The organism is Williamsia serinedens, from assembly GCF_024171725.1.
In the GTDB taxonomy this organism is placed as follows: domain Bacteria; phylum Actinomycetota; class Actinomycetes; order Mycobacteriales; family Mycobacteriaceae; genus Williamsia_A; species Williamsia_A serinedens.
In genome coordinates this window covers 229,045-252,290 of record NZ_JAMTCG010000002.1, presented here as the reverse complement: position 1 = coordinate 252,290, position 23,246 = coordinate 229,045, and the positions used below count along the sequence as shown (strand labels likewise).

Genomic DNA, 23,246 nt, shown 5'->3' with positions numbered 1-23,246 from the left:
ACTGATGGACACCACCGCGGCGAAGCTGGCCGACCTGCGCGAGAAGCTGCGGGTCGCGGAGAACCCCGGGGGCGAGAAGGCCGACGCCAAGCGTGCCGCGAAGGGGATCCCGTCGCCGCGCGAGCGCCTGCGGATGCTCTTCGACCCGGGGACGTTCGTCGAGATGGGTCAGCTCGCCAAGATGTCGGGCAGCGACTCCACCGGGTACGGCGACGGCGTGGTGACCGGACACGGTCTCGTCAACGGTCGACCGGTCGCCGCGTTCAGCCACGACCAGACCGTGTACGGCGGCACCGTCGGAGAGGTGTTCGGCCGCAAGGTGTCCGCGATCATGGAGTGGGCCGGCAAGATCGGCTGCCCGATGGTCGGCATCAACGACTCGGCCGGCGCACGCATCCAGGACGCCGTCACCTCGTTGGCCTGGTACGCCGAGATGGGCCGCCGCAACGACCTGCTGTCCGGCCTGGCGCCGCAGGTCTCGATCATCCTGGGCAAGTGCGCGGGTGGCGCCGTGTACACCCCGGCGAACACCGACATCCTCGTCGGCGTCAAGGACAAGAGCTACATGTTCGTGACCGGCCCGGACGTCATCAAGCAGACGACGGGCGAGGAGATCGACGCCGACGATCTCGGCGGTGTGCACAACCAGGCGCGCTGGGGCAACATCCACCACGTCGCCGACACCGAGCAGGACGCGTTCGAGTGGGTGCGGGAGTACCTGCAGTACATGCCGTCCACGGCACACGAGCAGCCGCCGGTCATCAACCCCGGTCTCGAGCCGGAGGTCACCGACAGCGACCGCCTGCTCGACGACTTCCTGCCCGACAACGACAACGCCGGGTACGACATGCGCGACATCCTCATCCGCATCTTCGACGACGGCGCCTTCCACGAGGTCTCGGAGATCTTCGCGCCCAACATCATCACCGGCTACGCGCGTGTCGACGGCCGCGCCGTCGGGGTCGTCGCGAACCAGCCGAGCGTGATGGCCGGTGTCCTCGACACCGACAGCTCGGAGAAGGCGACGCGGTTCGTGCGGATCTGCAACGCCTTCAACATCCCGCTGGTGTTCGTCGTCGACACCCCGGGGATCCTGCCGGGTGTCGCCGAGGAGGCGAAGGGCACGATCCGCCGGTCGGGCAAGTTCCTCTTCGCCTACGTCGAGGCCGACGTGCCCAAGGTGACCGTGGTGGTCCGCAAGGCCTACGGCGGCGCCTACGCGGTGATGGGTTGCAAGCAGCTCGGGGCCGACATCAACTTCGCCTGGCCGACGGCGAAGATCGCGGTGATGGGTGCGGAGTCGGCCGCCGCGATCCTGACGCGTCGGCAGACGGAGAACGCCACGCCGCACGAGGCCGACAAGATTCGTACCGACTTCATCAACTTCTACAACACGATGATGGCGACGCCGTACCTCGCGGCCGAGCGCGGCTATGTCGACGCGGTGATCGAGCCGTCGCAGACGCGGCTGCAGCTGCGGAAGGCGTTGGCGCAGTTGCGGGACAAGGACACCTTCCGCACGCCGCGCAAGTCGCTGCTCATGCCCGTCTGACCCCGGGACACCGGCACACACCACACGGGACCGCCCACTCCTCGAGTGGGCGGTCCCCTTCGTCGAGTGGGCGGTTGCGGACGTCGACTGGGCTTTTACGGAGGTCGAGTGGGCGGTTCAGGCGCCCGGCAGTGACACCAGTCCCTGCTGGGCGACGGTGACGAGGAGCTCGCCGGCCTGGTTGTACAGCGACATCCGCGTCGACGCGAGACCGTTGCCGGCCTCGGGCGAATCCTGCACCAGCGCAACCCATTCGTCGGCGCGACCGGGCGCGTGCCACCACATGGCGTGGTCGAGGCTGGCGGTGACCACACCCTCGTCGGCCCAGGCCGCGCCGTGTGCGCGCAGGACGGGCTCGAGCAGCGTGTAGTCGCAGATGTAGGCCAGCGCGATCTGATGCAGGACGGGGTCGTCGGGAAGGCGGTCGTAGGCCTTCACCCACACGACCTGCCGTGGGTCGGTCTGCCGTGCGTGCGCGACGTAGACGGGATCCTCGACGTGGCGGACGTCGAAGTTCCGCTCGCGCGACCAGTAGTCGCCGTCGCGGACCCGTGCACCGTCGACGGCCTGCTCCGAGGTCGGGAGACTTTCGGGGTCGGGCAGATCGGTGGGCATCGGCGCGTGATGGGTCACGCCGTGCGCCGGCTGCGTCTGGAACGACGCGAGCGCGGTGAACGTCGTCTTGCCACCCTGCTCGCCGCGGACCGCGCGGGCGGAGAACCCTCGTCCGTCGCGGAGGCGGTCGACGGCGTACGTGCTCTCGACCTGCACGTCGGCGCCGCGGAGGAAGTACCCGTGGAACGAGTGGATGCGCCGGTCGTCGTCGACGGTGCGCGTGGCGGCTGCGACGGCCTGGGCGAGGGTCTCGCCGCCGTAGGCGCGTCCCGACGGGATCACCTGGTGCACGGCGCCGAACCGGTCGTCACCGAGGTCGGTGAGATCCAGTGCCCGGAGCATGCCCGCGCTGCTGTACGGGATTCCGGGAGCCGCTGCGGTGGTGGAGGACTCGGTGGTGCTCATGCGCGACGGTATCCCGCCAGGGAGGAGTCCTCGACGTCGTCGAGGTTGACCACGATGTTGTCCGGGGTGCGACAGGTGAGCCACACGAGCTCCTCGGTGGTGCTCATGTTCGCCTCGACGTGCGGCATGTACGGCGGGACGAAGACGAAGTCGCCGGGGCCCATGTCGACGTACTCGGTGTAGTCCTCGCCGAAGTAGATCCGGGCGCTGCCGGTCAGCACGTACCCGCCCGTCTCGGCCTCACCGTGGTGGTGGGGGAGGGAACGATAGCCGGGCTCGTTCGAGACGCGCCCGAACCAGATCCTCGTGGCCGGGGTGTGCTGCGGGCTCACACCGGACACGCGCACGGCGCCGCCGGACTGCCCGGTCTCGGTGTGCTCCTGCCCGGCGCGGGTCACGACGGGGACGACCTTGTCGGTGTGCGTGCTGGTCATCGTGCTTCCTCTCGGTGCTGGCCCGCGAGCTGCGGGTGGTCGGTGGTGTCGATGCGAATCGTGTTGCGCAGCAGTCCGATGGACTCGATCTCGGTCTCGACGACGTCTCCGTCGGCGAGGAACCGCTGCGGGTCACGCGCGGCCCCGACACCCGAGGGAGTGCCGGTCAGCACGATGTCGCCGGGGCGCAGCGGCGTGAACGCCGTGATGTGGACGAGCAGATCGGCGGCGTCGAAGAGGAGGTCGTCGGTCGTCGCCGACTGCACCGTCTCGCCGTTCACGCGACACTCGATCCGCAGTCCCGCGGCCGGGTCGACCTCGACGACCCGGTCCCCGATCGGTGTCGTGGCCTCGAAGGCCTTGCCCGGCAGCCACTGTCCGGTCTGGCGCTGCCATGCGCGGACCGAGATGTCGTTGGCGACGGTGTACCCGGCTATCGCGTCTCGTGCGGCGGCACGGTCGGCGTGGCGGAGAGGTGATCCGACGACGACGGCCAGCTCGGCCTCCCAGTCGACGGTGTCGGCGGCGAACGCGGGGACGACGACGTCGTCGCGGGGGCCGGTCAGCGTGTCCGCGAACTTGGCGAACAGCGTCGGGAAGCGCGGGAGGCCGTGCCCCATCTCCTCGATGTGGGCGCGGTAGTTGTGACCGCAGCAGATGACCTTCGTCGCGGGGGTCACCGTCAGGGGCGTGCCGACCACGGGCTCGTCCTCTCGCCGTCGAATATGCTTTGAACGTTACGACCGACAGAATGACACGATATAGTCCGTCTGGCAACGGGTGCTGAGTACGCCCGCCCCACACCCCGGCAGGAGACCGCGATGACCGTCGAGCACATCAATCCCGCGACCCTCGCGAAGCCGTCGGGCTTCGCCCACGCGACCAAGGCGAACGGGATCGTGCACCTCGCCGGACAGACGGCGATGACCGCCGACGGCGCGATCGTGCCCGGCGGGATCGTCGAGCAGTTCCGCCAGGCGTTCACCAACCTGCTCACCGCGCTCGAGGCGGCCGGCGGCACACCGTCGGACCTGCTCTCGGTGACGATCTACCTCACCGACATCCCCGACTACCAGGCCAACGGCAGGGAGATCGGGCGGATCTGGCGTGAGCTCGCCGGCACCGACTACCCGGCGATGGCCGGGATCGGCATCACCGAGCTCTGGCAGAAGGAGGCGATGATCGAGATCGCCGGGGTCGCCGCCGTCGGCGCCTGAGTCACCTCGTCTCAGCGACGCAGCGTCTCCATCGGCGTGCAGCCGAACCTCTCGCGGTACGCCCGGGCGAACCGTCCGAGGTTGCCGAACCCCCAGGTGTGGGCGACGTCGGCAACCGTGGTGCCGTCGCCGAGGTGTGCCTGCACGAGGACCTCGTGGGCGCGCTGCAGCCGGTGGTCGCGCAGGTAGGCCGTCGGGGTGGTGTCCAGGTGCTGTCGGAACCCGACCTGCAGGGCGCGGACACCGACTCCCGATGCCCTCGCGATGGACGAGAGCGTGACGTCCTGTGCCGCGTTGCGTTCGATGAACTCGACCGCGGCACGGAGGTGGCGTGGCGCCACACCTGCACCGACGATCCCGTCGCCGTCGATCGCGGGGTGCGTCTCGACGAGCAGTCCGGCCATCATCCGGGTGAACTGTGCTGCGAGGAGCCCGGATTCGACGAAGGGTCCGCCCCGTCGCGCCTCTCGCTCGGCCATGTCGACCGCGCCGAGCCACGACCGTGCGGCCTGGACGGAGACGGCGGCCTCCAGGGAGAAGCGGGCGTGTCGAACGGGGTCGACGCCCCGGTCACGGATGCTGTCGTCGACGACGGCCGCCGGGAGTCGGACGGTGCGCAACTCGCAGGAGTCGTGCCACTCGAGGGTGAACTCGCGCAGCGCGTCGAAAACGACCGTCTCGCCGGGGGTCACGGTGCGTGCGGCGCGACCCGACCGCACGGTGAGCGCGCCGCGTACCGGGGTGGAGGCGAGGACCCAGCGACCCAGCGGGCCGGGCTCGACTCCGACGTCGGCGCCGTAGGACAGGTGGTGCACCGCGACGTCGCCGACCGTGGTCTCGGTCTGCACGGCCCGGAACCGCTCGCGTCCGCGGCCCAGGTTCAGGCGGTGTGGGCAGTAGGCGGAACCGACCATCCCCGCGGCACGGTCCGGATCGCGGGTGTCCACCGTGACCCGTGGGCTCCTCGTCTGCGTCATACGGCCTCCTGTGCGCATCCCGGCCATCGGCGTCGCGCAGCGGCTGGAACGGTCCTGTGGTGCGGTTCTACGTTCCTCGTCACCGATGCGCAACAGATGCGTACCGAGGAGAGGAATCACGATGGCGATGTATGTCCTGGTCCACGGCTCGTGGCACGACGGTCCGCTCTGGGGTCCGGTGGCCGAGCAGCTGCGCGCCGCCGGTCACGAGGTCCACACCCCGACGATCGCCGGCCACGGCAACGGCGTGCCGAAGGACGTCGACCACGACGACTGCGTCGCGTCGATCGTCGACTTCGTCGTCGAGCACGACCTCTCGGGATTCGTCCTGCTCGGCCACAGCTTCGGCGGGACGGTCATCGCCCGCGTCGCCGAGGAGATCCCCGAGCGCATCGAGCGACTGATCTTCTGGAACGCCTTCGTCCCGCAGCCCGGCAACAGCCTGATGGACGAGGTGCCGCCGCACTACCGCGAGATGTTCGCCGGTCTCGCCGCGGCGTCGGAGGACAACACGGTGCCGATGCCGTTCCCGGTGTGGCGGGACGCGTTCATCCAAGACGCCGACCTGGAGCTCGCGCAGTCGACGCACGCACAGCTGTCGACCGAACCCTTCACGCCGTTCACCGACAAGCTGGACCTCCAACGCTTCTACGCTCTCGACATCCCCAAGAGCTACATCAACGCGACCGAGGACACCGCGCTCCCGCAGGGCGAGTGGGGCTGGCACCCGCGTATGTCCGGCCGTCTGGGTGCGTTCCGGCTGGTCCAGTTGCCCGGGAGCCACGAGGTTATGTTCACGAACCCGGCGCTGCTGGCGGCGAAGATCGTCGAGGCCGGGCGGCCCTGACCGGACGGGGCCGTCAGCGTCGGCCGACGGCCCCGGCGTGCAGGACGTCCATGGCGAACTCCCGTGCGGGCCCGCCGAGCCGCGCGTTGAGGTCGGCGAACATCTGCTCGGCCACCTCGCCGTTCCACCCCCGCGGCAGCACCTCGAGCGGCAGGCCGGGGTCGAGGTAGGGGAGGCGACGCCATGCCGTCAGCATCGGGACGTAGGCCACGAACGCCTCGGTGGGGTCGGTGATCGTCGCGTCGACGAGCGGCCGGTGGCGGCGGATGAAGTCGGCGTACGCGGCGGCGACGGCGTCGAGGTCCCACCAGCGCGGGACGCGGGTGCGGAGTTCCTTCACGCCGAGATGGTCGGCGCGGAAGAGTTCGACGTAGTCGGCGAGACCCTTGCGCCGCAGCATCGACAGCGTCTCGTCCGCCAGCTGCGACGGCGCGATCCACGTGCCGGGCGACACGGTCCCGAAACCCAGACTGCTCAACGACGTCCGCAACGTGTGCCGTTTGTCGCGCTCGTTCTCCGGGATCGAGAACACGAGCAGAAGCCAGCCGTCCTCGAGGCGGGCGCGACGTCGGTCGAAGATGCGGACGTCGCCCTCGGCGAGCGCGTCGAGTGTGGACGACGACAGTTCGTAGCCGGCGACACCGCCGTGCCGAAGACCGTGCAGGATGTCGCGGCGCTTGAGTCGCGACACCGACGACCGCACCGACTGCCCGTCGACACCGAGTTCCTGCATCAGTCGGATCAGCCCGGACACCGGTAGCCAGTTGTCCTCGCTGCGTGCGTAGAGCCCGTAGAGCGTGACGATGAGATCGCGGGGCGCGATGTCGGCCGGGGCGGGCGCGACGGTGTTCGTCACCGACATGGGACCACCTTAAGTCCGGGGCGCCCCTGGCCGACGCTCGGTGTTACATGTTTATGTCGTGTCTATCGCGACCGTCAAGATTCGTGCATACTGAGCGCACCGACGAGACCTGAGACCCTGGAGGGCAGATCCGTGAGCGCACCGACATCGGCCGCGACGGACACACCCGGTCCGCTGACCGGCTCCGCACATGTCGACACCTTCTGTCGAGACAACCTGCCGCCCGCCGACCTGTGGCCGGAACTGCGGTTCGAGCTCCCGGAACTGCAGTACCCGGAGCGACTGAACTGTGCGACGGCGCTTCTCGACGGGGCCGTCGCGCGCTTCGGGCGTGACCGGCGGTGCATCGTCACCCCGGCCGCGACCTGGTCGTACGGCGACCTCCTCGACCGCGCGAACCAGATCGCGCACGTGCTCGTCGACGATCTGGGGCTCGTCCCGGGCAACCGTGTCCTGCTGCGCGGCCCGAACACGCCGTGGATCGTGGCGTGCTGGCTCGCGGTCATCAAGGCCGGCGGCGTCGTGGTCACCACGATGCCGCTGCTGCGGACCCCGGAACTGACCAAGCTCGTGGACCTGTGCCGTCCGTCGATCGCCCTGTGCGACCACCGGTTCCTCGACGAACTGCTCCCCGTCGACGTCACGACGACAGCGTTCGGCGCCAGCGGTGTGGGCGACCTCATCGCGCTGGCGGCATCGAAGTCGGTCGAGTTCGACGACGTCGACACCGCCGCCGACGACGTCGTGATGTTGGCGCCGACATCGGGCACCACGGGTGTCCCCAAGGCCACCATGCACTTCCACCGCGACGTCCTGGCCAACGCGGACACGTTCGCGCGGCACATCGTCCGGCCGACCCCCGACGACCTGTTCACCGGGACCCCGCCGCTGGCGTTCACCTTCGGACTGGGCGGGCTCGTCGTCTTCCCGCTGTGGGCCGGCGCCGCGACGCTGTTGCTGGAGAAGCCCGCGCCGGGTCAGTTGGCCGACGCGATCGAGCGGTTCGGGGTGACGGTGCTGTTCACCGCCCCGACGGCATATCGCGCGATGCTCAGGACCGACCGGCCCGAGGCGTTGCGGTCGCTGCGGCGGTGCGTGTCCGCGGGGGAACACCTGCCGGCCGCCGTGTGGCAGCAGTTCCACGAGCGCACCGGCGTCCGCATCATCAACGGAATCGGCGGCACCGAGATGCTGCACATCTACATCTCCGCCGCCGACGACGACATCCGGCCCGGGTCGACCGGACGTGCCGTGCCGGGCTTCACCGCGAAGATCGTCGACGCCCTGGGCGAGGACGTCCCCGACGGGCAACCCGGTCTGCTCGCGGTCCAGGGCCCGACGGGATGCCGGTACCTGGCCGACGAACGCCAGCGCGACTACGTCAAGAACGGCTGGAACCTGACCGGCGACACCTACACCCGCGACGCCGACGGGTACTTCTGGTACCACGCCCGCAGTGACGACATGATCGTGTCGTCCGGCTACAACATCGCCGCGCCCGAGGTCGAGTCGGTGCTCGACCAGCACCCCGACGTCGTCGAGTCCGCGGTGATCGGCCTCCCCGACGACGAGCGCGGGATGATCGTCCACGCGACCGTCGTCGTGAAGCCCGGTGTGGCTCAGGACGAGACGACGATCCGCGCCCTGCAGGACTTCGTCAAAGCCACTGCCGCTCCGTACAAGTACCCCCGCAGCATCGCCTTCGTCGATGCCCTCCCGCGGACCGAGAGCGGCAAGCTCCAGCGGTTCAAGCTGCGGCAGAACTGACCACCCCGAACTCTCGACGAGGAGACATCATGAAGATCGCCATCGTCGGCGGTGGACCCGCCGGCCTGTACTTCGCCGCGCTGACCAAGCAGCTCGACCCGACCCACGACATCACCGTGTGGGAGCGCAACGCCCCCGACGACACCTTCGGATTCGGCGTCGTCTTCAGCGACGAGACCCTCGGCGGCATCGAGCACGCCGACCCCGAGGTGTTCGCGGCGATGTCCGCGCAGTTCGCCCGCTGGGAGGACATCGACATCACCTACAAGGGGACGATGCTCACCTCCGGGGGCCAGGGTTTCGCGGCCATGAGCCGCAAGGAGCTCCTGCGCGTGTTGCAGCGTCGCTGCGCCGATCTCGGAGTCACCGTGCACTACAGCACCCTCGCCCCCGACGTCGACGAGCTCCGCGCCGGGTACGACCTGGTCCTGGCCTCCGACGGCGTCAATTCCGCCATCCGCGCACGCTTCGCCGACGAGTTCGGCCCGAGCCTCGACGCCCGGCACAACAAGTACATGTGGCTCGGCACCGACCGCGTCTTCGAGGCGTTCGAGTTCTTCATCTGTGAGACCCCATACGGCGTGATGCAGATCCACGCCTACCCGTTCAGCGACAGTCGCAGCACCTTCATCGTCGAGATGCACGAGAAGGTCTGGGAGAAGGCCGGGTTCGGCGACTTCGCCGATCAGCAGTTCGCGCCGGGTGAGAGCGACGAGAAATCGATCGCCCTGGTGCGCGACATCTTCCGCGACATCCTCGACGGCCACGAGGTGTTCGTCAACAACTCGAAGTGGATCTCGTTCACCACCGTGCGCAACCGGAACTGGGTGCACGACAACCTCGTCCTCATCGGCGACGCCGCGCACACCGCGCACTTCTCCATCGGCTCGGGGACCAAGTTGGCCATGGAGGACGCACTCGCCCTGGCCGCCTGCATCCACGAGAACGACACCCTGCCCGACGCGCTCGCGGCCTACGAGGCCGAGCGTCGCCCGGTCGTGGAATCCGTGCAGCGCGCCGCCCAAGCCAGCCTGGAGTGGTTCGAGTCCATCGCCGACTACACCGATCAGGACCCCGAGCAGTTCGCCTTCAACCTGCTGACCCGCAGTCGGCGGATCACCTACGACAACCTGCGTCTGCGTGACGACGAGTTCGTCGACGCGATCGACGGCTGGTACCTCGCGCAGGACCCGTCGATCAGCGAGTCGCGACCGCCCATGTTCTATCCCTACCGGGTGAAGGGTCTCGAGCTGAAGAACCGGGTCATGGTGGCCCCGATGGACATGTACTCCGCCGTCGACGGGGTCCCCGGGAAGTTCCACCTCGTGCACCTGGGCAGCAAGGCGCTCGGCGGTGCCGGCCTGGTGATGACCGAGATGGTCTGTGTGTCCGAGACCGGCCGCATCACACCGGGCTGCACCGGCATCTACACGCAGGCGCAGCGCGAGTCGTGGCGCGAGATCGTCGACTTCGTCCACGACACGACGACCGCGAAGATCGCGATCCAGATCGGCCACTCGGGTCGCAAAGGCTCGACGAAGCTGATGTGGGAGGGCATCGACGACCCGCTGGAGGACGGCTGGGAGGTCGTCGGGCCCTCGCCGTTGCCGTACGGTCCCGACAGCGCCACACCCCGCGAGCTGGGTGCCGACGAGCTCGACGGCCTGTGTCAGCAGTTCGTCGACGCCGCCCGCGCCGCCGCCGACATCGGTTTCGACCTGCTCGAACTGCACTGTGCGCACGGCTATCTGCTGTCGTCGTTCCTGTCGCCGCTGGCGAACACCCGCACCGACGAGTACGGCGGGTCGCTGGAGAACCGGATGCGTTTTCCGCTGCGCGTCTTCGACGCGGTGCGTGCTGCATGGGGCGAGGACAAGCCGATCTCGGTGCGCATCTCGGCCACCGACTGGGCCGAGGGTGGCATCACCATCGACGACGCGGTGCAGATCGCCCGCAAGTTCGCCCGCCACGGTGTGGATCTCATCAATGTCTCGTCGGGTCAGGTGGTCAAGCACGAGAAGCCGGCCTTCGGGCGGAGTTACCAGACACCCTTCGCGGATCGGATCCGCAACGAGGTCGGTCGCGAGTACGGCACCGGCATCATCGCCGTCGGGGCGATCTCGTCGTACGACGACGTGAACTCGGTGCTCCTCGCCGGTCGCGCGGACCTCGTCGCCATCGGTCGCGCGCACCTGTACGACCCGCAGTGGACGCTCCACGCCGCGGTCGAGCAGGAGTACAGCGGTCCCGGCGCTGACTGGCCGAACCCGTACAAGGCCGGCAACCGCAAGCCGCCGAGCGGCCGCACCGACGGCCCGCCCCCGCGCCTGGAACTCGTCCGATCCCAGGGCCAGGCCGACCGTCGCCGGCGCTGGATCCCGAACGCCTGACTCGTCCGCGAATCCGTAGCAGTTCGTGTCGCTGGGCGACACGAACTGCTACGTCTGTGTCTGCACGATTCCGGGTACGAGAAATCCGTAGCGATCCTTCCCGCTCAGCGGGAACAATCACTACGGATTCGTCGTATCAGTGACTCGCGAAGGCCTCGTGGAGCCACCAGGCGCCGCCGTCGGGGGCGACCTTGGCGTCGAGGAGTATCGGTCGGTCGCGGGGCCCGGCGACCCAGGCGCGCAACGGTTCCAGGTCGTCGACGGTGCGGACGGTGTGGGCCTCGAACCCGACACCGCGGGCGAGGGCCGCGACGTCGGTGTCGGGGAACGTCACCGTCGACAGGTCGGTGTCCGGGTACTCGTCGCCACCGAAGTGGTGAACCTCGGCGCCGTAGGCGCTGTCGTTGTAGCAGACGACGACCATCGGGAGACGCAGTCGCGCAACGGTCTCCAGCTCGGCGGCGCTCATGAGGAGCCCACCGTCACCGGCTGCGACGACGGGCAACCGGTCGGGCTGCGCGAGCGCCGCGCCGATCCCTGTCGCGAGCCCGAGTCCGATCGACTGGAACGCCTGCGTGAAGCAGAAGCCGTTCTGATCCGGCACCGAGATGTGGGTGCTCGGATACCCCATGAAGTTGCCCGAGTCGATCGACAGGATCTTGTCGGCCGGCAGGATGTCGTCGAGCGCGATCGACAGCACCCGCGGGTCGATGTGCGTGTCCGTCGAGATGTCGTCGACGGGAACGTCCCGCCACCGCGACGACGCCGCGATGCGGTCACCGACTTCGGTGGTCCGATAGCGCTGAGCGCCGGGGGTGAGGCGGGCCAGCACGTCCTCGGCGGTGAGTCCGACGTCCCCGTGCACGGCCAGCTGCACCGGACGGTGCTTGCCGAGCGCGGTGCGGTCGTCGTCGACCTGCACCACGACGGTCTCCTCGCCGATCAGGCGACCGTGGCGCATCGTCCACATGTTGAGGGCACAGCCCCACGCGACGATGAGGTCGGCGTCGGCTATCAGCTCGGCGGTCGTCGGGGACGAGAAGCCGCCGGAGATGCCCAGCGACCACGGGTCGTCGTGGAACAGGCCGTTGGCCACCGCTGACGTCGCGAGCAGAGCACCTGCGGCCTCACCGAGCCGTCTCAGCGGCTCGGCGTGCGCCCGGGAGCCTCGCCCGCACACGAACACGGGGCGCTGCGCGGATCCGATGATCTCGACGAGCCGGGCGACGGCGTCGGAGTTCGGCCGCACGGGAGCGACGGGCGCGGCCGGCGGGATCGGTGCGACGACGGCCGGTGCGGCCTGGACGTCGAGGGGCATGTGCAGGACGACGGTCCGACGCTCGTCGAGGGCTGTCCGGTAGGCACGGGCGGTCTCGGCGACCGCGGTGGCGGCCGACGTCAGGCGCATCGAGATCGCGCCGACTGCGGTGGTGATCGCGTCCTGGTCGATACGGAAGTTGGAGTGCAACGACGACGCGGGCGTGTCGGCGGCCAACACCAGAAGCGGGGTCCGACTCTTCGCCGCCTCCCCGATCCCGGTGAGCGCGTTCGTGAACCCGCACCCCTGGTGCAGGGTCACGACCCCGACCCGGCCACTCATCCGCGCGTACGCGTCGGCCATCGTCGCCGCACCACCTTCGTGACGTGCTGCGGCGTAGGGGATCCCCCGCGCCACGAGCGCCGTGGTCACGTCGAAGTTGCCGCTGCCGACGACCCCGAAAGCCCGGTCGACCCCGAGCGTGACGAGGACGTCGGCGACCACATCAGCGGTCGAACTCGTCGTCACCGCGGACGAGTTGAGCGTGGAGGTCATCGCTGGACCATCGCGAGCACTCGGGCGGGGCTGCCGGAGCCACCGACGATGGGGAGGGGAGCCACGACGACGACGGCGCCGGTCGGGGGGAGTTGGGCGAGGTTCTGCAGCTGGGTGAGGCCGAACTTGCCTGCGCCGAGGAAGAAGTGGTGGCAGGGGAACATGGGGTCGAAGCCGGCGGCGACGCCGGCGTCGGTGCCGACGGTCTCGACGCCGAAGCCGAACAGCGATGTCTCGTGGGCCAGCCACTGCGCGCACTCGACGGACACGCCCGGGGTGTGAGAGCCGGTGTCGTCGACGTTCAGGAATCGGTCGGAGTCGGCGGAGCGCTCGTCCCAGCCGGTGCGGAACAGCAGCCACCCGTTCTCGGGCAGGGGGCCGTGCTGGTCCTGCCATGCGAGGACGTCGTCCTTCTCGAGGAGAAAGTCGGGGTTGTCGGCGACACGGTCGGAGACGTCGAGGACAACGGCCGGCCCGATGAGGCGGGAGACAGGGGCTGAGGTGATGTCGCCCTTGTCCTTGCCGGTCGCCCAGTGGTTGGGGGCGTCGACGTGGGTGCCGACGTGCTCACCGGTGTGGATGTTGTTCCAGTACCAGCCGGGGCCGGAGTCGTCGTAGGCGCTGATCTGTTCCAGGGAGAAGGGGATCGTGTTCGCGAACGGTTCGGGGAGGTGCAGGATCGGCGTCGACGCCTGCAGGGGTGCGGTGAGGTCGATGACCTCGATGCTCCCGTCGGCGACGGCGGCGACGAGCTCGGAGAGCTGGGTCATGGTGTGTCCTCTCATCGGTGGGTGAGCATGCCGCGCAGGCGGTCACGCACGCGGGTGGTGACGGGCGGGGTCGTGAGCGACTGGGCGACGATCACCCCGGATCCTCCCCCGAGTCCCGGCCCGGGGTGAGTCGATGCGCCGATGTGCCACAGACCTGGCACGGCGGTCCTGTGTGATCCACGGCCGACGGCCGGCCGCCACAGGAAGTTCTGGTCGAGTTCGGCGCTGCCGCCGTACGGATCGCCGTTCTCGGCGTTGACGTTGTGCGCCTGCAGGTCCGGCGGGGTGATGGTGTCGATCCCGACGATCGACGCCTGCAGACCGGGGGCCTGCTGCTCGATCCGGTCGAGGACGCGGTCGACGTAGGCGCGGGTCACGTCCGGTGTCCACCGACCGTCGGCGTGAATCGTCCCGGCAGCGTCACCGATGGGTGCGAAAGGGACCTCCTGCAACTGGATCCACAACGACCCCGCGCCGTCCGGTACCCGGGACGGATCGATCACGAACTGCTGACCGACGACGACCGTCGGGGTACCGGGCAGCAGCCCGGCCTCGGCCTGGGCGCAGGCGACGGCCGTCGTCGCCGAGCCGTCGGACAGGTGCACCAGGGGAGTCGCGTCCAATCGGCTGTCCCGCCATCGTGGTGCGCGATCGAGCGCGACATGGATCTGCATGGCCGCGCGCCCGGGTCGAAACCGTCGGGCGACGGTGGCAGCGCCGCCGGCCACCTCGGACGGCAGCAATTGCCCGTAGAGCGCACCCGGCGAGACCGAGGCGATCACCGCGCGCGACGCCCGGAAGCGTCGACCGTCGGCGAACCTGACACCGACAGCGCGACCACCGCTCACCTCGATCGCCTCCACGTCGGCGCCGGTCTCGATGACGACACCACGCTCGACGAGCAGGGACCGGAACGCGTCGACGAATCGTGCTGCGCCCCCGGCGACGATCGGCAGGCCCGCGCCGTGCATCGTCGCGGCGAAGATCGGGATCATCAGGCCGCCGGACGCGCTGTCGGGGGCGAGGCCCGAGTGCAGGAGCCACGGCACCCAGAGGCGGTCGACCTCGGTGCCGACGAACTCGCGTCGGCACCAGCCCCGTCCGCTGCTGACGGCGTCCCGCACCAGGGCCTCGACGCCGTCGACCCTGTTCCGTCGTAGCAGGCCGGTCACCGCGGACACGGTTGCACCACTGCGGAACTCGCTCCCGAGGATGCCGCCGATGAGATCCACGTCGGCACCGAACGCGTCCAGCGCCTCGAGGTACCGCCTCTGGTCGGCGGGGTCGGCGAACTCGGTGCGCGACGGGTCGCGGTGTGCGACGGTTGCGCGACCGTCCGCGGCGACCGACGCCGTGACGAGGTCGTCGGTGTTGCGGTACTCCAGCCCGTGCCGGTGCAGGTCGTCGCCGAGCTCCGCGTAGGCGCCGCCGGTGACGAACAGCGGATGCCAGGACGAGTAGGTGTCGTGGACGTAGCCGGGGACGGTGCGTTCGCCGCTGTCGATGAACCCGCCGATCGACTCGGACCGTTCGACGAGTCGCACACTCCAGCCGGCGTCCGCGAGCAGCGCGGCCGCGACGAGGCCGTTGATGCCCGACCCGACGACGACGGCGTCGGTGGTGTCACCCATCGCCCCTCCTTCCCCGGCCCGACCGGGCCGGCCCATGCGTGCGTCCATCCTCATTCGACGCCTCGCGTGCACCCCCGTGCAAGCAACCGTGCGCGGCGTGGACAACGCCCGCGCAAACGGGATAGTCCCAGCTCAGAGGCATGGCTAACGTCGCCGACACGCCAGCGCCGCGCCGGCGCGACGACCACCCGACCAGGAGGCAGCGAACAATGAGGACCGCGATCATCGGGGCCGGCTTCGCCGGTCTGAGCAGTGCGAAGGTGCTGCGGGAGTGTGGCATCGACGTCACCGTCTTCGACCGCACACCCGACGTCGGTGGGGTGTGGAGCGAGACGCGCCGCTATCCGGGCCTGCGCACACAGAACAACAAGGGCACCTACGCCCTCTCCGACCACCCGATGCCGAAGTCGTTCCCGCAGTGGCCGACCGGCGAGCAGGTGCAGAGCTACCTGCAGGACTACGTCGACAAGTTCGACCTGGGCGGTGCGCTCCGGCTGTCGACCGAGGTGATCTCCGCGGAGCCGCGCCCCGAGGGCGGGTGGGACCTCACCACCGCCCACGACGGGTCCACGTCGACGGAGAGCTTCGACCATCTCGTCGTCGCGAACGGCATCTTCTCCCGCCCGCGCCTGCCGGAGATCCCCGGTCTCGACGAGTTCCGCGCGGCCGGTGGACAGGCCATGGCCGCCAGCGACTTCCACGACCTCGACGACGCCCGCGGCGAGAACGTGATCGTCCTCGGGTACGGCAAGTCGGCGTGCGACGTCGCGGTCCCGATCAGCGACGTCGCCGGCACGACGACGGTCGTCGCGCGTCAGCTCCTGTGGAAGATGCCGCGCAAGCTCGGTGGCCTGCTCAACTACAAGTTCCTCATGCTCACCCGCATGGGGGAGGGACTGTTCCGGTACATCGAACCCGTCGGCTTCGAGCGCTTCCTGCACGGTCCGGGCAATCCCGTCCGCAAGTCGATGATCGGCTCGGTGCAGTCGGTGATCACCCGGCAGCTCAAGCTCAGGGAGATGGGCCTCGTCCCGAACGGCACGTTCGAGGACATCGCCCGCAGCACCGTCAGCCTCGCGACCGAGCGCTTCTACGAGCAGGTCGTCGACGGGAAGATCGACGTGCGGCGGGACGCCGAGGTCGCCCGCCTCGTCGTCGACGACGCCGGCCGCTGGGCCGAGCTCACCACCGGCGATCGCATCCCCGCCGACGTGATCGTCGCGGCGACCGGCTTCCACCAGGAGGTGCCGTTCTTCTCCGCCGAGATCAACGACGCCCTGACCGACGACCGCGGCAACTTCCAGCTGTACCGTCAGATCTTGCCTCTCACCGTGCCGGACCTGACGTTCGCCGGCTACAACTCGTCGTTCTTCTCCCCGCTCTCGGCGGAGATGTCGGCGGTGTGGATCGCGGCGCACCTGCACGGCGCGCTCGACCTGCCGTCCGTCGACGAGATGCGTGCGCACATCGACCGTCGGCTGGCGTGGATGGAGGAGAGGACCAACGGCAAACACGCTCGCGGCACCAACATCATCCCGTTCTCCATGCACAACATCGACGAGGTGCTTGCCGACCTCGGACTCGATGTCGGCAGAGGCACGAAGATGATGCAGTGGCTCGCACCGGTGAAGCCGGGCTCCTACAAGTCGGTCACCGCCAAGCTGCGCAAGCGGCTGGGGACCACGCCCGCCGGTGCCGACGCGCGAGGCCTGAAGCTGGCCGGCTGACAACGCCTCCCGCGACCTACCTCGACTCCCGCGACTGTGATCACGGTCGCGGGAGTCGATTCCAGTCGCGGGAGCGCTCGCGCCGACCTCAGGCCGAGAAGCGCTGGAAAACCCTCTCGTTGGCGTCGTCCCAGGAACGACCCATGTCGACACTCCCGTGCCCCGACGTCTCACTGACCACAAGTTCTGAACCCGGCCACGCCCGGTGCAACAACCAGGGCGTGACGACCGGGCCGGACACGTCGTGTCGCCCGTGGATCAGGACACCGGGGATCTCAGCCAGCTCGCCGGCGCGCTCGATCAGCGGCGGGTAGCAGAAGCCGTCGTGAGACCAGATGTACGACGTCAGGCGGACGAACGCGTGTCGGAACCGGTCGTCGTCCCAGCCCGACGGCCGCTGGTGGGGTGAACGGCCGATCGCGACGTGGGTGTCCTCCCAGCGTGCCCATGCCCACGACGCCGCATCGCGGATTGCGGCGTCGTCCGACTCCATCAACGCCGAGTACACCGTGACGAGTCGGTCGCGGCCCTTGACGTACCCGAGGCCGGCACGCTCGGCGTGACCCGCGAACCGGTCCCACTCCTCCGGGTACAGCGCACCGACACCTTCGGTGATCCAGTCGACCTCCCACCGTCGTGTCGCCGTGACGGCGACACAGACGATCCCGAGCACGCGGCTGGTCGAGACCGATCATCCGCGCGCGACTCAGGTCGACATGATGCCGGTACGCGCCGGATCCGAGGCCGCCACCCGGCCCGCCGTGGAGGTACACGACCGGAACCCCGGACGGATCGCCCCATTCCTCCCAGTAGACGCGGTGGCCGCCGCCGACGTTGACGAGCCCGTGGTCGCGGGGCGTCTCGCCGGTCACCGTCAGGGCCAGAAGACCTGACCGCCCCGGAAGTTCTGGCCGAACCGGTTGCCGATGCGAAACTCGTCACCGGTGGGCAGGCCGAGAGGGCCGCCCGGTCCTCCGCGGACCACCCACCGGTTGAGGATCTCGCCCCAGACGACGTGGGTGCCCGTGGTGGCGCCGTAGTAGATGTTGCCGCCCTGGAAAAACTGCTTGCGGCCCTTGCCGTTGGCGTCGAGCTCATCGGTGGTGGGCCAGCCGAGGGGGCCACGCTCCCAATTCCTCGTCCCCCACTTCACCCGGATCGCCCCGCCGATCTGGTGGGCCACACCGCCGGACACGCTCGCCTTCCAGTAGAACGCGGTGTCCTTCTCGAACGTCTGGAACCGGCCGTAGGCGGCGGCCGGGCGCTCATTCGACGTCGGTGCGCCCCACTTCTCCTGGCCGCCGGTCGCCTTGTAGGCGTCCAGGATACGGCCGCCGACGGTGAATTCGCCGTAGGTCTCGTCGGCGGAGGCCACCGCCGTCTGGCCGGCACCGACGACGGCCACCGCCATCGCCGCGACGACCGCTGCTGTCAGACGTTCCTTGATGCGCATCGTGAGGTCCTGTCGTTCGTTCGGTGCCGTCCACCGGCTCGTACGAACGCTATCGAGGACTGTCGGACGTTTGTTACGGACACTCAGGACATGTCGGGCGAACGCACGACATTCACTCGGCGAGACGCGGGATGGCCGGCACCGCCTGCTCGGGCCCCATGGCCGAGTAGCCGCCGTCGACGGCGTAGTCGGCGCCGGTGACGAACGACGCCGCAGGAGAGGCGAGGAACGCGACCACCTCGGCGACCTCACCGGGATCGCCGACGCGGCCGGGGAAGTGGAAGTCTGCGGCGACGGCGTCCGTCTTCGCCCGGTCGCCGCCGGAGAGGCGGTCCATGATCGCCGACCAGGTCCAGCCCGGCGACACCGAGTTCACCCGGATGCCGTCGGCGGCGTAGTCCATCGCCATGGAGCGCGTGACCTGGACGACGGCTGCCTTGCCTGCGGGGTAGAGCCACCGGCCGGTCTGCGCGACCTTCGACGAGATGCTGCCGAAGTTGACGATCGCCCCTGAGGTCGCCGCGAGGTGCGGGCGCGCCGCCTGGGCGACCATCACGGCGCCGACGACGTTGACGTCGAACGCCTCCGTCCACTGCGCCCGGGTCGAATCCGCTCCGTCGTCGACGTAGCTGCACGCGAGGTTCACGACGACGTCGATGCGCCCGGTCGCGGCGACCACACCGTCGATCAGCGCTGCGATCGACGCGTCGTCGCGGATGTCGGTGTGGGTGAACGTGCCTCTCCCGCCCAGCGATTCGGCGACACGCGTCCCGCCCGCGTCGTCGATGTCGGCGACGACGACGTGCGCCCCTCGGTCGGCGAACAGCTGCGCGACGGCCTCACCGATGATGGTCGCGCCGCCGGTGACGATGACGGTCTTCTCACTGAACACGGCTGCGTCTCCTCGTCCGCGGCACCCACGGCCGCCCTCACCGGAGATGCAACGCCGACGCCGCGCGGCGCGCTATCCGGTCGACGCGGAGGCTGTCCGCCGAACGCGGATTCGGTGGATCAGCAGCGGGCCAGGGTCTGCGACGGACTCTCGCCGTAGGTCGCCCGGTAGAGCGCGGAGAACCGGCCGAAGTGGCTGAACCCCCACTGCAGTGCGGTCTCGGAGACCGTCGTCTCGCCGGGATCGGACATCGAGAGCGCGCGGTGGGCCGCGTCGAGGCGGATGGATCGCAGCACGGCCATGGGTGTGCTCTGCAGGTCCCGCGCGAACGCCTCCTGCAGCGACCGCACGCTGACGTGCGCGACGCGGGCAAGCTCGGGAGCGGTCCACGGGTGGCCGGGGTCGGCTTCCATCGCCTGGCGGGCCACGTCGACACACCGCGTCGACGGCGTCCGCTCCCGGCGCCGCGGCAACGCGACGGTGTTGGCCTGGATGTCGAACAGACCGCCTATGACCATCGTCTCGAGCTGGGAGGAGATGATGGGCGACCCGGAGATGTCCGCGCCGTCGTCGATGTCGTCGCGCAGCCAGTTGACCAGCCGCAGCCAGCTCTTCACGGCCGGATCGGTGAGGTCGAGGTGGGGCGCGAAGCGCACGGCCCGCCCGGATGTGTCCCCGAGGACGTCGCGCGCGTAGTCGCCGACGGCGTCGCGCGACAGGTAGACGAGCAGTTGTTCGCAGTGGTCGGACCAGATCATGTCGGTGGCGAGCGTCGGGGAGGTGACCGAGGCAGTGGCGACCGTCGACGCGACCTCGTCGCGCCCGACCTGCACGGTCGCGGTGCCGGCGAGAGGGATCTGCACCAGGTAGAAGGTGTCCATGGTGCCCGGGGTGATCCGCACCTCGGTCCCGTAGCGCAGGTAGTTCAGGCCGACCGCCCCGCGCTTGCGGCCGTTGTGGACGGTGTCGAGTCGCGCCCCTCGTCGCGTCACCGCGAGCTGGTGCGGGCAGAAGACGTCGGCGATGCGGCTGCGGGCCTCGTCGAGGTCCCGCGTGCGGACCAGGTTGTGGCGGGAGAGCAGTGCAGGCATGGCGTGTCCTGAAGTCGACTACATGTGACGTGCATCTCATCATACGGAACGTTCATGACGCTTGCGTTACGTACGTAAAAAATGCGCTATCTTCGCTCGGCCTCGCCGAACGTGCGATCGCCGCGCTCGGCGGTATCGCGTTCATCACCGATCCCGACGTCGCCTACCTCGGTTCCGTACTCCAGGCGTTCTCGTACAACCCGCCGTCGATCGGGGAGACGCACCAGTCGCTCTTCGACTTCCGCCGGGGAAAGCCCTTCCGGCTGTCGTGACTCCGTAGGAGGCCGACGGTCATCCGTTCATCTGACTGGTGACGGACACGATGGTTCGGTAGCGTTCGCAACGTCCGTGACGTCGCCGACGGTCGGCGACCGGTCACACGGGGAACGGAGTCGCGTCGGGTATCGCATGGTGCGTCGGCTGCTGAAAGACACTGTCCTGGGGTCCATCTCGGACCTCGACCCGCTGACGGCGGTCCGCGACCGCTACCCACAGTTTCGCCCCTACCCCTACGACGCCGCCTATGAGACCTGGATGCGGGAGGTCGAGCCGACCACCTTCCTCGCGCCGATCGGACCGGTTGCCAACCCATTCGGCGACGGCCCGATGTTCAGCATCGTGGTGCCGACGTTCGACACGCCGCAGCGATACCTGAATCCGCTGGTCGATTCGGTTCTGGCACAGACGTTTCACGATCTCGAGCTGGTCCTCGCGGATGCGTCGACCGATCCCGACGCGGCGCAGCGAGTCGCCACCGCAGCCGATCGCGACCCCCGCATCCGGTACGTCCGTCTCGACGACAACGGGGGGATCTCCCGGAACACGAACGTGGGCATCACCGCGGCGACCGGATCGTTCGTGGCCTTCGTCGACCACGACGACACCCTGGCGCCGCAGGCGCTGAACGAGGTCGCGCATCACCTCCTCGCGCATCCCGACACCGAGATCGTCTACACCGACGAGGACAAGATCACCGACGACGGACGGTGGCGGCACAGCCCGCACCGCAAGCCGCGCTGGTCGCCGCACCACTACCTGTGTTGCAACTACACCAGCCACCTGTCGATCGTCCGGCGCGATCTGCTGGCCGCCGTCGGCGGCCTCGACCCGGAATGCGACGGCGCGCAGGACTACGAGCTGATCCTGCGTCTCCACTCGTCGCCGGGTGAACGGGTCGTGGCCCACATCCCGAAGGTGCTCTATCACTGGCGGACCGCCGCCGGGTCGACCGCGGCGGTGTTCGAGGACAAGCCGTACGTCCGGGAGGCGGGGCGGCGCGCCCTCGAGCGCGCCCTCGACGAGCGGGGCATGGTCGGCCAGGTCCGGCCGATCGAGGGGATGCCCGGTTGGTACGACGTCACGCCGGGCCTGCGGACCGCGACCACCGCGCTCCTCGTCGTGGTCGGCGACCGGGCCGACGAGAGGGCGACGGCGCTGCTTCGCGCCACCGACACCTCGCCGTTCCGGACGGTCACGCCGGTCGGGGTCGGTGCGGACGACGAGATCGACGCTCACGTGAGCGGACTGGACCCGTACGACGTCGTCGCCGTGGTCCGTCGCGACGTCGTCCCCGACGACCCGTCGTGGCTGCAGGTGCTCGCCGGGGCGGCCCAGATGGAGGACGTCCGCGCGGTGGCACCGAAGATCGTCGGCGCGAGCGGGCGTGTGGAGGACATGGGCGTCGTCGAGGACGCCGAGGGGCGGCGACACCGGCTGTTCGAGGGCGCTCGCACCGACGCCTACGCCGACCACGGCAGCGCCGCCTGGATCAGGGATGTCGACGCGCTGTCCGGTGCCGTGACCGTGTCGACGGTCGGTCGGCGGAGCGAGACGGCGACCGGGTACGACGTGGTGTGGTCGCCGGTGACCGTGACCGCCCGCGACCGCGAAGACCGGCCGCGACTCTCGGTCTGTGTCCCCCTCTACCGCAACGCCTCGACCGTCGAGCGCTGTCTGCGGAGCATCCTCGACCAGGACCTCGACGACGCGGAGGTCGTCGTCGTGGACGACGCGTCGGACGACGAGGGGGCGTCCCGCGCGCAGGCCATGCTGCGGCCCGGTGACCGGGTCGTGGTGAACCCCGTTCGTCTGGGCGCCGCCGGGAACCACAACCGCTGCCTCGACCTGGCACGGGGCGAGTTCGTCCAGTTCGTCCACGGGGACGACGAGCTCCTCCCCGGCGCGCTCACCGACCTCGTCTCCGCCTTCGACGACGACACCGGCATGGTGTTCGCCCGTCGTCGGGTGGTCGACGCCAGCGGCGAGGCGGTCGACGGCGCCGACGTGCACACCGGTTTCCGTGCCCTGTCCGCGGAGAACGCCGGCGACGACCTCGTCGAGGACATGGTGTTCCGCGGCGTGATGCGCAACTGGTTCGGCGAGCCGTCGAACGTGATGATCCGGCTGTCGGATGCTCGCGACGTGGGTGGGTTCCGGCCCGAACTGGCGCAGACCTTCGACCTCGACCTGTGGCTGCGGCTCAGCGTCGGGCGGCGCGTGGCGTTCGTCGACCGCGAGGTCTGTGTACGCCACGACGACGGCAACACGCTCTCGGCGCACAATGAGAGGTCCGGGCGCGGATGGCTGGACCACACGCGTCTGATGTGGGGCCTGGCGGTCGACCCGCGCGTGACCACGCGGGCTCGTCGTCACGCCGCGGCGTGGCTCCTCCTCGCCCAGCCGCCGACCGTCGGCCGCGCCGTCCGGGGCACATCGCGCTGGTCCCGGCTGCTCGACGTGGTGGCGCTGCCGTTCACCGAGATCGAGCGCACCAAGCGCATCACCCGTACCGGAGGTCGCTGAC

Annotated in this window: 20 protein-coding genes; 8 read left to right on the top strand and 12 right to left on the bottom strand. The window is 69.6% G+C overall.

The window, feature by feature from the left end:
• Position 1 precedes the first annotated feature (1 nt).
• Positions 2 to 1,552 carry an acyl-CoA carboxylase subunit beta gene (locus tag LX12_RS04660; RefSeq protein ID WP_253653861.1) on the top strand — a complete coding sequence of 517 codons (1,551 nt, stop codon included), beginning with the start codon at positions 2 to 4 and terminating at the stop codon, positions 1,550 to 1,552.
• 117 nt (positions 1,553 to 1,669) lie between these two features.
• Here LX12_RS04660 and LX12_RS04655 read toward each other — a convergent pair whose 3' ends face one another.
• Genes LX12_RS04655 through LX12_RS04645 form a run of 3 tightly spaced genes read right to left on the bottom strand, consistent with a single transcriptional unit; the run spans position 1,670 to position 3,707 of the window.
• Entirely contained in the window at positions 1,670 to 2,572 is a 903-nt protein-coding gene (locus LX12_RS04655; protein WP_253653366.1) for an acyl-CoA thioesterase, read from the bottom strand.
• A complete protein-coding gene (locus tag LX12_RS04650) occupies positions 2,569 to 3,006 on the bottom strand; it encodes a cupin domain-containing protein (RefSeq protein WP_253653365.1) in 438 nt (145 codons plus the stop codon). The genes LX12_RS04655 and LX12_RS04650 overlap by 4 nt, the downstream gene beginning before the upstream one ends.
• Entirely contained in the window at positions 3,003 to 3,707 is a 705-nt protein-coding gene (locus tag LX12_RS04645; RefSeq protein WP_253653364.1) for a fumarylacetoacetate hydrolase family protein, read from the bottom strand. Before LX12_RS04645 ends, LX12_RS04650 begins: the two co-directional genes overlap by 4 nt.
• A gap of 120 nt (positions 3,708 to 3,827) precedes the next feature.
• On the opposite strand from LX12_RS04645, the gene LX12_RS04640 reads away from it, so the two are divergent.
• On the top strand, positions 3,828 to 4,223 hold the full coding sequence (locus tag LX12_RS04640) for a RidA family protein (protein WP_253653363.1): 396 nt from the start codon (positions 3,828 to 3,830) through the stop codon (positions 4,221 to 4,223).
• An 11-nt stretch (positions 4,224 to 4,234) separates the two neighbouring features.
• Here the strand turns inward: LX12_RS04640 and LX12_RS04635 are convergent, their stop codons facing one another.
• Entirely contained in the window at positions 4,235 to 5,200 is a 966-nt protein-coding gene (locus tag LX12_RS04635; RefSeq protein ID WP_253653362.1) for an AraC family transcriptional regulator, read from the bottom strand.
• 121 nt (positions 5,201 to 5,321) lie between these two features.
• Between LX12_RS04635 and LX12_RS04630 the strand changes: the two genes are divergently transcribed.
• Complete coding sequence (locus tag LX12_RS04630) at positions 5,322 to 6,047, top strand: alpha/beta fold hydrolase (protein ID WP_253653361.1); 726 nt, start codon at positions 5,322 to 5,324, stop codon at positions 6,045 to 6,047.
• A 13-nt stretch (positions 6,048 to 6,060) separates the two neighbouring features.
• Here LX12_RS04630 and LX12_RS04625 read toward each other — a convergent pair whose 3' ends face one another.
• A complete protein-coding gene (locus LX12_RS04625; RefSeq protein ID WP_253653360.1) occupies positions 6,061 to 6,909 on the bottom strand; it encodes a PaaX family transcriptional regulator in 849 nt (282 codons plus the stop codon).
• 132 nt (positions 6,910 to 7,041) lie between these two features.
• Between LX12_RS04625 and LX12_RS04620 the strand changes: the two genes are divergently transcribed.
• A complete protein-coding gene (locus tag LX12_RS04620; protein WP_253653359.1) occupies positions 7,042 to 8,676 on the top strand; it encodes an AMP-binding protein in 1,635 nt (544 codons plus the stop codon).
• A gap of 29 nt (positions 8,677 to 8,705) precedes the next feature.
• Positions 8,706 to 11,066 carry a bifunctional salicylyl-CoA 5-hydroxylase/oxidoreductase gene (locus tag LX12_RS04615; protein WP_253653358.1) on the top strand — a complete coding sequence of 787 codons (2,361 nt, stop codon included), beginning with the start codon at positions 8,706 to 8,708 and terminating at the stop codon, positions 11,064 to 11,066.
• A 136-nt stretch (positions 11,067 to 11,202) separates the two neighbouring features.
• Here the strand turns inward: LX12_RS04615 and LX12_RS04610 are convergent, their stop codons facing one another.
• Genes LX12_RS04610 through LX12_RS04600 form a run of 3 tightly spaced genes read right to left on the bottom strand, consistent with a single transcriptional unit; the run spans position 11,203 to position 15,280 of the window.
• Entirely contained in the window at positions 11,203 to 12,879 is a 1,677-nt protein-coding gene (locus LX12_RS04610) for a thiamine pyrophosphate-binding protein (protein WP_253653357.1), read from the bottom strand.
• The gene (locus tag LX12_RS04605; RefSeq protein ID WP_253653356.1) at positions 12,876 to 13,649 is read right to left on the bottom strand and encodes a cyclase family protein; all 774 of its coding nucleotides are present in this window, start codon (positions 13,647 to 13,649) and stop codon (positions 12,876 to 12,878) included. The genes LX12_RS04610 and LX12_RS04605 overlap by 4 nt, the downstream gene beginning before the upstream one ends.
• Before the next feature lie 11 nt (positions 13,650 to 13,660).
• Positions 13,661 to 15,280 (bottom strand): phytoene desaturase family protein, encoded by a 1,620-nt coding sequence (locus LX12_RS04600; protein ID WP_253653355.1) that lies wholly within the window; start codon positions 15,278 to 15,280, stop codon positions 13,661 to 13,663.
• Between the two features lie 209 nt (positions 15,281 to 15,489).
• Between LX12_RS04600 and LX12_RS04595 the strand changes: the two genes are divergently transcribed.
• Positions 15,490 to 17,007 carry a flavin-containing monooxygenase gene (locus LX12_RS04595; protein ID WP_253653354.1) on the top strand — a complete coding sequence of 506 codons (1,518 nt, stop codon included), beginning with the start codon at positions 15,490 to 15,492 and terminating at the stop codon, positions 17,005 to 17,007.
• 88 nt (positions 17,008 to 17,095) lie between these two features.
• On the opposite strand, the gene LX12_RS04590 is transcribed toward LX12_RS04595, so the two are convergent.
• From LX12_RS04590 to LX12_RS04575, 4 genes are all read right to left on the bottom strand, one after another.
• Positions 17,096 to 17,680 (bottom strand): alpha/beta hydrolase family protein, encoded by a 585-nt coding sequence (locus LX12_RS04590; RefSeq protein ID WP_253653353.1) that lies wholly within the window; start codon positions 17,678 to 17,680, stop codon positions 17,096 to 17,098.
• Positions 17,681 to 17,881: 201 nt separating this feature from the next.
• Entirely contained in the window at positions 17,882 to 18,460 is a 579-nt protein-coding gene (locus LX12_RS04585; protein ID WP_253653352.1) for an LGFP repeat-containing protein, read from the bottom strand.
• A 112-nt stretch (positions 18,461 to 18,572) separates the two neighbouring features.
• Positions 18,573 to 19,352: an SDR family oxidoreductase gene (locus LX12_RS04580; protein ID WP_253653351.1), complete on the bottom strand. Its 780-nt coding sequence runs from the start codon at positions 19,350 to 19,352 to the stop codon at positions 18,573 to 18,575.
• Positions 19,353 to 19,471: 119 nt separating this feature from the next.
• The gene (locus LX12_RS04575) at positions 19,472 to 20,443 is read right to left on the bottom strand and encodes an AraC family transcriptional regulator (RefSeq protein ID WP_253653350.1); all 972 of its coding nucleotides are present in this window, start codon (positions 20,441 to 20,443) and stop codon (positions 19,472 to 19,474) included.
• A gap of 29 nt (positions 20,444 to 20,472) precedes the next feature.
• On the opposite strand from LX12_RS04575, the gene LX12_RS04570 reads away from it, so the two are divergent.
• Complete coding sequence (locus LX12_RS04570; protein ID WP_253653349.1) at positions 20,473 to 20,715, top strand: hypothetical protein; 243 nt, start codon at positions 20,473 to 20,475, stop codon at positions 20,713 to 20,715.
• Positions 20,716 to 20,791: 76 nt separating this feature from the next.
• A complete protein-coding gene (locus LX12_RS04565; protein ID WP_253653348.1) occupies positions 20,792 to 23,245 on the top strand; it encodes a glycosyltransferase in 2,454 nt (817 codons plus the stop codon).
• Position 23,246 lies beyond the last annotated feature (1 nt).